Annotated in this window: 11 protein-coding genes and 1 pseudogene; all 12 read right to left on the bottom strand. The window is 71.5% G+C overall.

Annotated elements, in window-relative coordinates:
• Positions 1-114 precede the first annotated feature (114 nt).
• Positions 115-933, bottom strand: a complete 819-nt coding sequence (locus tag VXJ25_RS01450) for a SigB/SigF/SigG family RNA polymerase sigma factor (RefSeq protein ID WP_330957431.1) — start codon at positions 931-933, stop codon at positions 115-117.
• Positions 923-1,321, bottom strand: a complete 399-nt coding sequence (locus tag VXJ25_RS01445) for an ATP-binding protein (RefSeq protein WP_330957430.1) — start codon at positions 1,319-1,321, stop codon at positions 923-925. The genes VXJ25_RS01450 and VXJ25_RS01445 overlap by 11 nt, the downstream gene beginning before the upstream one ends.
• A 3-nt stretch (positions 1,322-1,324) precedes the next feature.
• Positions 1,325-1,900 (bottom strand): hypothetical protein, encoded by a 576-nt coding sequence (locus VXJ25_RS01440; RefSeq protein ID WP_330957429.1) that lies wholly within the window; start codon positions 1,898-1,900, stop codon positions 1,325-1,327.
• Positions 1,901-1,963: 63 nt separating this feature from the next.
• Positions 1,964-3,334, bottom strand: coding sequence for a replication-associated recombination protein A (locus VXJ25_RS01435; RefSeq protein WP_330957428.1), 1,371 nt, complete (start codon positions 3,332-3,334; stop codon positions 1,964-1,966).
• Position 3,335: 1 nt separating this feature from the next.
• Positions 3,336-4,580, bottom strand: coding sequence for a deoxyguanosinetriphosphate triphosphohydrolase family protein (locus tag VXJ25_RS01430; RefSeq protein ID WP_330957427.1), 1,245 nt, complete (start codon positions 4,578-4,580; stop codon positions 3,336-3,338).
• A 107-nt stretch (positions 4,581-4,687) separates the two neighbouring features.
• Entirely contained in the window at positions 4,688-5,245 is a 558-nt protein-coding gene (locus VXJ25_RS09690; RefSeq protein ID WP_407941892.1) for a GNAT family N-acetyltransferase, read from the bottom strand.
• A 258-nt stretch (positions 5,246-5,503) separates the two neighbouring features.
• A pseudogene (locus VXJ25_RS09685) lies at positions 5,504-6,115 on the bottom strand (SGNH/GDSL hydrolase family protein); the annotation flags it as partial.
• A 492-nt stretch (positions 6,116-6,607) separates the two neighbouring features.
• Positions 6,608-7,528 (bottom strand): transporter substrate-binding domain-containing protein, encoded by a 921-nt coding sequence (locus VXJ25_RS01420; protein WP_330957425.1) that lies wholly within the window; start codon positions 7,526-7,528, stop codon positions 6,608-6,610.
• Positions 7,513-8,145 (bottom strand): DNA-deoxyinosine glycosylase, encoded by a 633-nt coding sequence (locus VXJ25_RS01415; protein ID WP_330957424.1) that lies wholly within the window; start codon positions 8,143-8,145, stop codon positions 7,513-7,515. Before VXJ25_RS01415 ends, VXJ25_RS01420 begins: the two co-directional genes overlap by 16 nt.
• Position 8,146: 1 nt before the next feature.
• Positions 8,147-8,950 carry a metallophosphoesterase family protein gene (locus VXJ25_RS01410; RefSeq protein WP_330957423.1) on the bottom strand — a complete coding sequence of 268 codons (804 nt, stop codon included), beginning with the start codon at positions 8,948-8,950 and terminating at the stop codon, positions 8,147-8,149.
• Positions 8,951-9,100: 150 nt separating this feature from the next.
• Positions 9,101-9,667 (bottom strand): very short patch repair endonuclease, encoded by a 567-nt coding sequence (locus VXJ25_RS01405; RefSeq protein ID WP_330957422.1) that lies wholly within the window; start codon positions 9,665-9,667, stop codon positions 9,101-9,103.
• Between the two features lie 4 nt (positions 9,668-9,671).
• Positions 9,672-11,417, bottom strand: coding sequence for a 1-deoxy-D-xylulose-5-phosphate synthase (locus tag VXJ25_RS01400; protein ID WP_330957421.1), 1,746 nt, complete (start codon positions 11,415-11,417; stop codon positions 9,672-9,674).
• Between the last annotated feature and the right edge of the window lie 164 nt (positions 11,418-11,581).

Below are 11,581 nucleotides of genomic sequence, written 5' to 3'. Positions count from 1 at the left end.
AAAGCTACGGCAGTCGATTGTACCAGCACGGATGCCGTGTCGCAGCAGCTCCACAAGAGGCGCGGGGCGCGGCGCGGGGCCCGGCGGGCCAGGTGGGGCCCGGCGGGCCCGCGCCTAGCGGTAGGTGCCCTCCGGGTCGATCTTCTCCTGCACCTTCTTGAGGGTGCGGCGCAGGAGCCTCGAGACCTGCACCTGCGAGATGCCCAGGCGGTCGGCGATCTCCACCTGGGTGAGGCCGTCGATGAAGCGCATCTTGATGACCTCCTGCTCGCGCGGGGAGAAGTCCTTGATGGCGTCCTCCAGCACGATGCGGTCGTCCGAGGCGGCCAGGTCCTGGTCGACCGTCGCGTAGCGGTCGATCACGGCCGGGGCGTCCTCGTCGTCCGTGCCCCCGCCCTCGAGCGGGACCGAGCTGTAGGCGCTCGACGACTCCATTGCCTCCAGCACCTCGTCGACGCTCGCCCCGACGTGCTCCGCGATCTCCTCGACCGAGGGCGAGCGCTGAAGCTCGTTGGTCAGCTCGTCGGTGGCCTGGTTGACCTTCGCGGAGAGCTCCTGGAGCCGGCGCGGGACGCGCACCGACCAGCCCTTGTCGCGGAAGTGGCGCTTGATCTCGCCCATGATGGTGGGCGTGGCGTAGGTCGTGAACTCGAGCCCGCGGGAGGGGTCGAAGCGGTCGATGGCCTTGATCAGGCCGATGGTGCCGACCTGGATGAGGTCCTCGAGGGACTCCCCCCTGTTCTTGAACTTGGATGCGAGGAAGCGCACGAGGTTGAGGTGGTTGACGATGAGCTGCTCGCGCGCCTGCTCGTCGCCCTCCTCCTTGTAGCGACGGAAGAGCTCGCGGGTGCGGTCCTTGTCCCAGGCCAGCTTGCCGCGCGACCCCCTCCTGAGCTCCCTCCTTGACTGCGGGGCGCTCAGCTTACTCGGCATGCGCTGCGTCCAATCTCTTCTCCACGTGCAGGCGCCTCCCGTCGGGCGTGACCTCGAAGGAGTCGCATACGGCGGAGAGCAGGAGCTCGGCCAGGTCGAGCGACTCGGCCTGGTCCTCGGACTCCTCGCAGGAGCCCTCGCCGAGCGAGAAGTCCATGGAGATGCCCTCGCCCGTCAGGGCAAAGGAGATGTCGCAGGCCGCGGGGCAGGTGGCGCAGGAGAAGACGAAGCCCTCCTCGGCCGCCATGCGCACGTCCTCCACGTCGTCGACGCTCATCCCGCGCACGACCGCCAGGTTGGCCGCCATCATGCGCACGGAGCGTGCGAAGCCCGCCTCGGCCGGCAGGGTCAGCCTGACCGTCTTGTCCTCTGTGAGCTGCTGTTCCATTCCCTACTCCCCCTCGTGGGACCCGTCGGGCGCGCCCTCGGCGCGCGTGGGGCCATACGTCACGTAGGCCCTCTCGGTGGCCTCCGGCGCCTCGGGCGCGGACTCGGGGGCCTCGGTGGCGCCTTCGCCTGCCGCGCCCTCGGCCAGGCGTGCGCCGGCGCGCTGGGGCTTGCCCGTGATCTTACCGATGGCGTTGGCCACGCCGTTGGCGGCGCTGTCGGCAACGCGGTTGACCGTGGCCGTCACGCTGGAGGCAGTCCCGCTCACCTCGGAGACGTCCTTCAGGATGTCGTTCAGGGACGCGAGGTCGACCGTGGCGACGTCGACGGCCGTGTTGGCGCGCTCGATCAGGGGCTGCACCTGCTTTACGGCCGGCTCCAGGTCGTCGACCATGCCGTCCGCCTTGCTGATGATGGGCTGCACCTGCGCGATCGCCTCGTTGGCGGAGCGCGCGACCTCCTCCACCGAGCTGCGGGCGCGGCGGATGGTCAGCGCCAGCTCCACCACCGCCCAGATGGCGACCGCTACCAGAACGACGAGAACAACGTGAAGGACGTCCATGTCTGCCCTCTCTCCCACAAGCGAGACCCCTCGCCCGAGTCCGGACTGCCAACGCTCCCATTCTACCCAAAGGGCGGCCGGCTATCTGCCTTGCCCCGGCGCCGCGGAGCCTCCGCTCGGACGCGCGCCCTCGGCGCGGTCGCGGGAGGTCGCCTCGATGCGCCAGGCCTCCCAGCCGCGCGGGCTCGGGCGGAAGAAGGCGCCCCGCGAGAGGCCCTCGGGCAGGTAGTCCTGCTCCACCCACCCGCTCGGGTAATCGTGCGGGTAGAGGTAGGGGCCGTAGGCGTCCGACCCCGGGCGGTGCCGGTCGCGCAGGTGGTTGGGGACCTCGCGCCTGGGACCGTGGCGCACCTCGGCGAGGGCGGCGTCGATGCCCGCCTCCGCCGCGTTGGACTTGGGCGCGAGCGCCACGTAGAGAGCCGCCTGGGCGAGGTTGATGCGGCACTCGGGGTAGCCGATGACCTCGGCGGACCTGAATGCGGCCTCGGCGACGAGCAGGGCCTGGGGGTCGGCGTTGCCCACGTCCTCCGACGCCTGGATCATGATCCTGCGGGCGATGAACTTGGGGTCCTCGCCCGCGTCGACCATGCGCGCGAGCCAGTAGAGGACGGCGTCGGGGTCCGAGCCCCGCATGGACTTGATGAAGGCGCTGATGACGTCGTAGTGCATGTCGCCGTCCTTGTCGTAGGCGAGCCCGTGGCGGGGGTTCGCCTCGAGGACGTTCTCGGGCGTGATGGTCGCGGGCGCCTCCGGGGTGGGCCGGGGGCCCTCGGGCGGCTCGGCCATCTGGCTCGCGAGCTCGAGGGAGGTGAGGGCGGCGCGTCCGTCCCCGCCGGCGAGGGTCACGATCTCCTCGAGGGCGTCGTCGGCGAGGCGGAAGGCGCCGCCGAGCCCCTTGGGGCTCTCGACGGCGTGGCGCACGATCGAGCGTATCGAGTCGTCGTCGAGCGGGGCGAGCTCCACGACCCTGGAGCGGCTGATGAGGGCGGAGTTGACCTCGAAATAGGGGTTCTCGGTCGTCGCGCCGACGAGGATGACGGTCCTGTCCTCCACGGCGTGCAGGAGGGCGTCCTGCTGGGAGCGGTTGAAGCGGTGGATCTCATCCACGAACAGGATCGTGCGCTGCCCGCTCGAAAGGAGCCTGCCCTCGGCGGCCTCGATCTCGCGGCGGAGGTCCTTGACCGTGCCCGTGACGGCCGACACCTCGACGAACTCGGCGTGGGTGGAGTTGGCGATGACGTGGGCGAGGGTCGTCTTGCCGGTGCCTGCAGGCCCGTAGAGGATGACCGAGGAGAGGGTGTCGTGCTCGATGGCGCGCCTGAGCCAGGATCCCTCGCCCACGGCCTGCCCCTGCCCCACGTACTCGTCGAGGGTCTCGGGCCGCATGCGCGCTGCGAGCGGAGCCGCGGCCATGCGCCTGCGGCGCTCGATGCCGCTGAAGAGGTTGTCCATCCTAGGGCCTCGCCTTGTCGAAGTAGCTCCGGTTGGGGAAGAGCTCACGCGCCTCCGGGAAGAGGGCCTCGCAGGTGGCGACGAAGTAGTCGTCGGTCATCGCGCTGATGAAGTCGACCACGCACTGGTCGGGGTCGTCCTCCCACGCGTAGGAGCGCCCGTAGGGGGCGAGGTAGCGCGTGAGGGGCTGGATGTGGTGGTCGAAGATCGCCGCGGTCTCGTCGCCTGCGCGCAGGGCGTCCAGCTCGTGCTCGTAGAGCATCTCGAAGAGGCCGCCGACCTGCGGCGCGAAGTCCTCGCTGATCTCCTTGGAGCCGTAGATCTTCTCGTAGTTCTCGCGCTTGGCCCGGGAGAGCTCGGCGAAGCCCTCCTCGCTCATGCGGACCTCGCCGGTGCCCACGCTCGCCTCCACCACGTCCGCGACGAAGGCGGAGAGCGCCCAGGCGTTGTAGGAGCCACCGAGCCCGTCGTCGAAGGCGTCGGGGGCGACCAGGTGCGCGCGGATCGCGTCCTGGCGGTCCTTGCCGACGTAGGCGATGATGTCGGAGACGCGCACCACGCAGCCCTCGAGCGTCATGGGCCTGAGCCGCCTTATGGCGTCTTTGCCCTCGCGCCAGCAGCGCTCGATCCCCTCGTCGAACTCCTCGAAGCCGGAGAGGCCGCTCGTCGTGAAGCGCTGCTGCTCGAACTCACCGTTGTGGCAGGCCACGCCGTCGAGCGTCTGCAGCGTCAGGTTGCGGCCGTAGAGCACGTCCAGCACGCGGACGCTCTGCAGGTTGTGGAAGAACCAGCGGCCGGTGCGGGCGTGCAGCACGTCGTTCAGGTATCGCTCGCCCGTGTGGCCGAAGGGGGTGTGGCCGATGTCGTGACCGAGCGCGATCGCCTCGATGAGGTCGAGGTTGAGCCCGAGCGCGCGCCCGATGTCGCGCGCGACGCGGCCGACCAGCTGCTCGTGCAGGCCGCGGCGGGCGAGGTCGTCGTCCGCGCGGAAGGAGAAGACCTGGGTCTTGCCGTTGAGCCTGTTGTAGGCTGGCATGTGGACGATCTTCTCGCAGTCGCGCAGGAAGGCGGGCCTCAGCGCGGTGTCGCGGTCGCGATCGCGCGCGTCGCGCCTGATCGCCGCCGCGTCCGGCGTGGCGACGCCTGCGAGTCGCCCCGACGCGACGTTGGCGCGCACCACGCGCTCGACCTCGGGGCTCAGCCGCCCGGTGAGCCCGGGGGCCATCCTGTTCGTCCTGGCTTCCATAGCCCTCCTCAGGTCACATTCGAGAAGACCCTGTAGCGTACCACCTCGCGAGCTGGCATGGCGTCGGCGCCTACGCCGCGATGCGGCGCAGGCGCCGCCGGCACTCCCTACGCGCCCTCCCCCGGCTCCCTGGGGCCACGGCTCACGAAGGCGGACAGGGAGGCGTCAAGCACGGAGAAGCCCAGCCTCCTGTGGAGCCTCACCGACCCCTTGTTGTAGGGGTAGACCTCCGTCCACGGCACCTGGCCCGCCGCGAGGAAGGCGTTGGCCTTGGTGGCCTCGAGCGCGGCGCCCCAGCCCGCCTTGCGGTGCCCGGGGAAGACCTCGAGCATGCCGATGGAGCCCTCCTCGTGCTCGCCCACGAACCCCACGAGCTCCTCCCCCTCGAAGGCGCCGAGGAAGCGGCCGGCCTCGAGGGCGGAGGCGAGCCGCCCCTCGTCGAGGAAGCGCGCGAAGGAGTAGTGGCGTACCACGTCGCGGGCGAAGGAGGCGCCGAGCGGCCTGATGCCGGACGCGAGCGCGGCGTCCACCGGGATCGGTTCGGAGCCGTCGTAGGTGACGATGTGGTAGGGCTCGACGAGGTCGAGCCCCAGGACCTCCCGGACCTCGCGCTCCAGCCCCTCGCCGAGGGCGTCGACGAGAGTCGGCTCGCACAGCTCGCCCATCACGAGGCGCCCCAGCCCGCGGTCGGGCGAGAAGAGCATCTGGTCGCCGTTCTTTGCGCGGACGAGCAGGCAGCCGTCCTCCGCGAAGAGGACCTCGCCTTCGCCCCTGCGCAGCAGCTCCGCCATGGGGAAGGACTCGGGGGCCGCGCCCTCGAGCAGCGAGAGCGCACGGCGGCGGCGAAGCTCGGGAGGGAGCCGCGCGAGGTCGTCGGCGCGCATCCTGACGTAGAGGCGGCCGGCGAGCTGCTCGTGGCCGGCCGGCGTCGGGTGGTCCGCGTCTGCCGCTATGTGCGCGCCGTCGTGCGAGACGAGGCGCTCGCCGTCGGCGACGCGCATCTCGGGGTGCGCGCGGGCGGCGTCGCGGATGATGGAGGGCACCCGCGCGTAGCAGCTCCCCCGCCGCACGGGCGTCTTGAGCTCGTCGTGCCAGATCGGCGTCAGGACCCAGGTGGGGACCTCCGGCCACTCGCGCGCGACCTCGGCGAGGTAGGTCTCGACCTCGCGGCGGGTACGCGCCTCGGCGCAGGGCCCGAAGCGGTAGTTGGTGCCGAAGGCGACCACGACGAACTCGGGCGAGACGCATCGGCCGAGCCCCGTGCAGGTGCCGTCCTGGAAGACCTGGCCGTAGATGGACTGGTTGACGAGGTCGAGCCCGAGGCGCTGCGCGAGGAGCGCCGGCCAGGTGCGCGCGGGGTCGTCGGCGAAGAAGCCCTGCGGGATGGAGTCGCCGAGCACCAGGAGGCTCCCCTCCCCCTCCACCGGCTCGATGGCGGACCCGTCGAGCCAGACCCTCGAGACCTCGCAGCCGCGCAGGCAGGGCAGCCAGACCGTCACCTCGCGGACCCTGCCGAAGCCGGGCAGCGGGACCATGCCCGGGCCGGGGGCCTCCCCCTCGTCCTCGAGGCGCAACACGACCAGGGACGCCCCCTCGGAGGCGGGCACGCCGTCGATCCCGGAGGCGAGGGGAGCCGGTAGCACCGGGTCCACGTGGCGCCCGTCCACGTCGTAGGAGACGCCGTCGTGCGCAAGCCTGCCCGTGCCGGCGTCTATGACGGCGAGCTGGGCGGCGGTTTCGCGTGGCTCCGGGTCGAGACGCACCGCGAGCGCGACCTCGGTCGCGTCCGTCCTGAACCTGAGCCGCACGCCCGAGGTGGTCCGAGCCATCCGCCGGTAGGTGCCGGGGCGCCAGGCCATGCAGCTGCCCAGCATCCGCATCTGGGCGGGGGTGAAGCGCTCGGGGCGCACCCATCCGCCCGCGCCCTGCGTCACGCCGACGCAGCCGTGCAGGAAGTCGACGGCCGAAGCCTCGATCAGGGACGCGCGGGCGCGCGCGTCGAGCACCATGCGAGCTATGCCCATGCGCTACGCACCCGCGTCCGCGAGGACCTTGCCGCCCTCGACGACGACCTGCCTGAGGTCGAAGCCCTCCCCCAGGACGGGGCGCAGGTTCTGCTTGTAGTCCCAGGTGAAGAAGCTCGTGCCGCCGAGCGCGCCCATGGTTTCGTTGATCCTTTCGAGCAGCTCGGCGCTACCCTTGGGCACGCCCACGGCGCACAGCCGCCAGCCGCCGATCCCCGGCTCGCTCGCGGCGAAGCCGGCGTGCTCGGACGCCCAGTCGGTCGCGAAGAGGAAGTCCGCGAGAAGGGCGTCCCCCTCCCCCGCCTCCAGGGCGCGCCCGGCATCGGAGTAGCTCGACACCAGCCTCTGGCCAACCTCCGGCGTCCCGGCCAGGACGCTTGCGGCCTCCGTGCCCTCGCAGGCGATCACCGTCCTGCCGGCGGCCTCGGCGAGGTCGCCCAGGAAGGCGTCCTTCCTGGAGACGAGGCAATGCGTGGTGCGCAGGTAGGGCATCGAGAGGTCGGCCGCGGCCGCCACCTCGTCCGTCACCGGCAGGGCGGCGACCACGATGTCGGCGCGGCCGTCCGCGAGCGCGCCCAGGCGGTCCGCCGGGTCGCAGGCGACGTAGTTGGCGACCGCGCCCAGCTCGGTGGCGAGCCTGCCCGCGAGGTAGATGTCGTAGCCCACGTAGTTCCCGAACGAGTTGATGTAGCCGAGGGGGGCGGCGTCGGAGAGGACCGCTATGTCGAGCCGCTTGGACGCCCTGATCTCCTCGAGGGTGCGCCCGCCCGCCGAGGCGGCCGGGGTGGTGGCCGCCTGGCCCGTCTCCCACCTGGTGCCGCGCGGGGCGCAGCCCGCGAGCGCGAGGGCCGCGACCGAGAGGCCCACGCCCCCGACGAAGGAGCGCCTGCTGATGTCCGCGCCCCGGCCTAACTGCTTTCCCATGACCCGTCCTTAGAGTCTCGCGTCCACTCGCCCGCACCGCCGTTGCCGCCGGCGCGCCGTCCGCCGGCAGGCACGCCGTCCGCCGCCTCGCGGACGGGGCGGTACGCCTCCACGAGGTCCGGCAGCCGCCAGCGCGCGTTTGCCGGGCTCGTGGAGGGGAGGCAGGTCGCCTCCATCCCCACCTCGGGCTCCACGTAGCGCCGGTAGAGCCTGAAGGCCGCCGTGCCCGTGCAGAACACCCGCACGATCGGTGCGACCTCAAGTATACGCGAGAGGTCGTTGGGCACGGGGTCCTCTATCGAGGAGTCGGACGCCCCCGTGATGGTGCAGGCGAGAAGGACGTCGTCGAGCGCGAGGCGGTGGCGCAGGCACAGCTCGCGCTTGCCCGCGACGTCGGCCGGCACCTCCTCGTCCCACAGGGCGGCGATGACGCGCCAGAAGCGGTTCTGCGGGTTGCCGTAGTGGTAGCCCCGCTCGCGCGACCTGGGGCTCGGCATGGTGCCGAGGAGAAGGACGCGGCTCTCGGGGCCCACGACCGGAGGCAGCGGGTGCACCACCCGCTCCGGCCTGGCGTGCGCGCGCCCGGCCTCGCCGGCGCCCGCATCCCAGCGGGCCACCCTACTCGCCCTCCTCCACGGTGGCGTAGAACTCGCGCTCGTCGTCCAGGCGCAGCATGAGGATCCTCCCCCAGCCGGCGCCGCCCGCCGCCCCGCAGTCTATGGCCCAGCGGTCGGCCACTCCGCCCGTCGCCTCCGAGGCGCCGACACGCATCATCTGGCAGAGGCCCTCCTCGTTGCGCGCCGGGCGGTCGAAGGCGTCCGCGATCGGCTCGACGTAGGGGACCGGCGTGTGGCCGGCGACGACGATCGGCCCCTCGCCGCGGGCGTCCAGGAGGCCGGTCGGCGCACCCCAGAATTCCTCGCGGATCCAGAGCACGTCCTCGACTGACTGGCGCTCGAGCAGGCCCTCGAGGGCCGCGTCGTCCCAGTCCGTCCCCGCCGTGAGGTCCAGCGGGCGCAGGCCCGCGTGCACGAGGAGGAAGGGGCGCGCGCCCACGCGCACGTGTCCCGCCGTGGGGAGCTCGAGCGCCCACTCGAGGAGGTCGAGCTCCTCGTCGTGGGGCAGCTTGTCGAGGCCCTCCATCGTGGTGCCGCCCCCGTTGATCGCCCAGTTGACGGCCGCCGTCTGGTCCTCCTCCCCGTTGAGGAGGAAGTCCCTCATGAGGTCCTCGTGGTTGCCCATGAGGACGTGGGCGCCCGGGAGGTCGCGGCAGGCCCTCATGACCGAGACCGGGTCGGGACCGCGGTCGATCATGTCGCCGAGGACCCAGACCTGGTCCTCTGCGCCGGGCGAGACGTCCTCGAGCAGGCGCTCGAACGTCTTGAAGTGGCCGTGGATGTCGGAGACTACGTAGGTCGCCATGCAAACCTCCCATCCGAAACAAAATACCCGACTTGTTTTTGTCGCACAAGGAAGCGACGAGGCCTGCTGCACGATGGCATGGTGGCCACGCCGCCTGGGCGACGCCCCGAAGGCCCTTCTGGTCTGGCCCCCGCCCGGACGGCGGCGGCCCTACCTCGAGCGGCGCAGCCGTCGGATCCTGGCGCGGGCGCGGGCGAGCCTCCAGGGCGCGGGCGACCCCACCTCGACGACGCGCCCTGCGCGGGGACCGCCCTCGCCGGCGCGGCGCACCTCGAGCGCGACCTCGTCCATCGTCGGCCCGAAGCGCCCCTTGGCGAGGCGGCACTCCCACACCACCAGGACGGTCCAGCCGGCCGAGGCGAGCCGGTTGGCGTCGCGCACGTCGCGCGCCCGGTTACGGGCGAACTTCTGGCGCCAGAACTCCACGTTGCTCTTGGGTAGGGCCATCTGGCACCACGCGCAGTGGTGCCAGTAGCAGCCGTTCACGAAGATGGCGAGCCTGCGTCCCGGGTAGCAGACGTCCGGCCTCCCCGGGGCCTTCTTCCAGTGCAGCCGGTAGCCGGGAAGGCCCCTCTCGCGCAGGGCCTGCCTCACCCTGAGCTCCGGCTTGGTGTCGACGCTGCGGTTGGCCTGCATCACGTGGCGCGTGGCGAGGCTCACCACGGGCGCGGGGACGGGCCCCTCCGCCTGCCCCTCCGCGGTCCCCTCCGAGGGCACCGCCCTAGACCTCGAGGCTCTCTATGTCGGAGACGATGTCTGCCGGCGTGAAGTGGTAGATGTGGAAGAACTCCTCGGTCGGCACGCGGTCGAGGAACTCCTTCCGGCCGCCGTAGCACAGCACCCTCAGGTGGGAGGCGCCAAAGTAGCGGCACACCTTCTCTCCGAAGCCGCCGCACAGGATTCCCGGCTCGAGCGTCACCACGATGTCGTGGCCGGCCTCGAGGGAGTCGAGCAGGGGCTCGTCGAAGCTCGAGTAGTTGAGCGCCTCGACGACCGTGGGGCGGATCCCGTCGCGCTCGTCGAGGAGGTCGGCGACCTGGAGGGCCATCTCCACCGTGGCGCCGATGCTCAGGATGCAGATCCTGCCGCCCGGGCGCACGAGGTGCCAGCCGCCGGGACGCGCCGCGTCGAAGCCGCACGCGCCCTCTCCCTCGAGGACCTTCTCGGGCACGCGGATGACGACGGGGCGCTCCGTCTGGTCGATCGACCAGTCGAGCATGGCGAGGTACTCCTGGCGGGTCGCGGGGGCGAGGCAGGTGAGGCCGGGGACGTTGCCCGTGGTGACGAGGTCGGTCGTGCCGGAGTGGGTCGCGTCGATGTCGTAGAAGCCCGCGCCGAAGACGAGGATGGTCGCGGGGCAGCGGTTGAGCGCGAGCTCGAGCATGAGCTGGTCGTAGGCGCGCTGCAGGAAGGTCGCCATCACGTAGAAGACGGGCTTGGCCCCGCCGCGCGCGCAGCCGGCGGCGAACGCCACGGCGTGCGGCTCCGTGATCCCGGTGTCCACGAACTGCTCGCCCGAGAGGGCCCGGAACTCCGGCGTGAGCCCCACGCCGCCCGGCGCGCCGGCGTTGATGGCCAGGACCGTGGGGTCTGCGGCCATCTTGATGCTCATGAAGTCACGGGTGATCTGCTGGTAGGTGTCGGCCACCTCGCGCGAGGTGCGCTCGGCGGCGGAGGCGACGGAGTGGGAGGCCTCCTTGTTCTGCTCCGCCCAGGGCATCCCCTTGCCCTTGAGGGTGTGGATGTGGACCACGACGGGGTGGTCTATGTCCTTGACCTCGCTGAAGGCGCTGACGAGCGCGCCGACGTCGTTGCCCTCCTCGACGTAGCGGTAGTCCAGGCCGAGGTCGCGGAAGACGTTTCGCTCGGAGGTGCCGCCGCTCTCGCGCAGCTCGCGCAGGCCCTCGTAGATGCCGCCGGAGTTGGGCGCGATCGACATCTCGTTGTCGTTGAAGACGACGATCAGGTTGGTGCCAACGACCGCCGCGTTGTCGAGGCCCTCGAAGGCCTCGCCGCCGGACAGCGCGCCGTCGCCGAGGACGCAGACCACGTTGTGGCTCTGGCCGAGCAGGTCGCGCGCCTTGGCCAGCCCCAGGGCGAGGCTCACCCCCTGGGAGGTGTGGCCGCAGCGGAAGATGTCGTAGGGGCTCTCCTGGGGGTTGGTGAACCCGGAGCACTCGCCAAAGTGGGCTGGGTCGGTGAAGGCCGCCTTGCGGCCGGTGAGCATCTTGTGCGTGTAGCACTGGTGTGACACGTCGAAGACGATCTTGTCGCGCGGCGCATCGAAGACGTAGTGCAACGCGATGGTGGCCTCGACGACCGCGAGGTTGGAGCCCATGTGGCCACCGGTCACGCCGACGCTCTCGATGATCGCCGAGCGACACTCCCCGGCCAGCTCGACGAGCTCGGAGGTGGAGAGGCCCTTCAGGTCTCGCGGACTGTCGATGCGATCCAGATACCTGCCCATGTTCCCGCTCTACCCCCTGGCTCCTCGTTCGGGGACTGGGCACGCCAGCCCGGACCGGCACGTCGCCGTCCGCCGCGGGGCGGACGCGCCGACACACCATCTTACGCGAAAGGACAGGTTCGTGGCTGCGCGAGCGCGCTCCCTACCGTTCGCGGAGCGGCCGG

Origin of the sequence: Olsenella absiana, from assembly GCF_036408855.1 — a bacterium.
In the GTDB taxonomy this organism is placed as follows: Bacteria; Actinomycetota; Coriobacteriia; order Coriobacteriales; family Atopobiaceae; genus Olsenella_K; species Olsenella_K absiana.
This window is presented reverse-complemented; position numbering and strand designations above follow the sequence as displayed.

What these genes read in the sequence shown, in the direction of transcription:
- VXJ25_RS01450 (WP_330957431.1), bottom strand. Translation starts at nt 933, where the DNA reads ATGCCGAGTAAGCTGAGCGCCCCGCAGTCAAGGAGGGAGCTCAGGAGG.
- VXJ25_RS01445 (WP_330957430.1), bottom strand. Translation starts at nt 1,321, where the DNA reads ATGGAACAGCAGCTCACAGAGGACAAGACGGTCAGGCTGACCCTGCCG.
- VXJ25_RS01435 (WP_330957428.1), bottom strand. Translation starts at nt 3,334, where the DNA reads ATGGACAACCTCTTCAGCGGCATCGAGCGCCGCAGGCGCATGGCCGCG.
- VXJ25_RS01430 (WP_330957427.1), bottom strand. Translation starts at nt 4,580, where the DNA reads ATGGAAGCCAGGACGAACAGGATGGCCCCCGGGCTCACCGGGCGGCTG.
- VXJ25_RS09690 (WP_407941892.1), bottom strand. Translation starts at nt 5,245, where the DNA reads ATGGGCGAGCTGTGCGAGCCGACTCTCGTCGACGCCCTCGGCGAGGGG.
- VXJ25_RS01420 (WP_330957425.1), bottom strand. Translation starts at nt 7,528, where the DNA reads ATGGGAAAGCAGTTAGGCCGGGGCGCGGACATCAGCAGGCGCTCCTTC.
- VXJ25_RS01410 (WP_330957423.1), bottom strand. Translation starts at nt 8,950, where the DNA reads ATGGCGACCTACGTAGTCTCCGACATCCACGGCCACTTCAAGACGTTC.
- VXJ25_RS01400 (WP_330957421.1), bottom strand. Translation starts at nt 11,417, where the DNA reads ATGGGCAGGTATCTGGATCGCATCGACAGTCCGCGAGACCTGAAGGGC.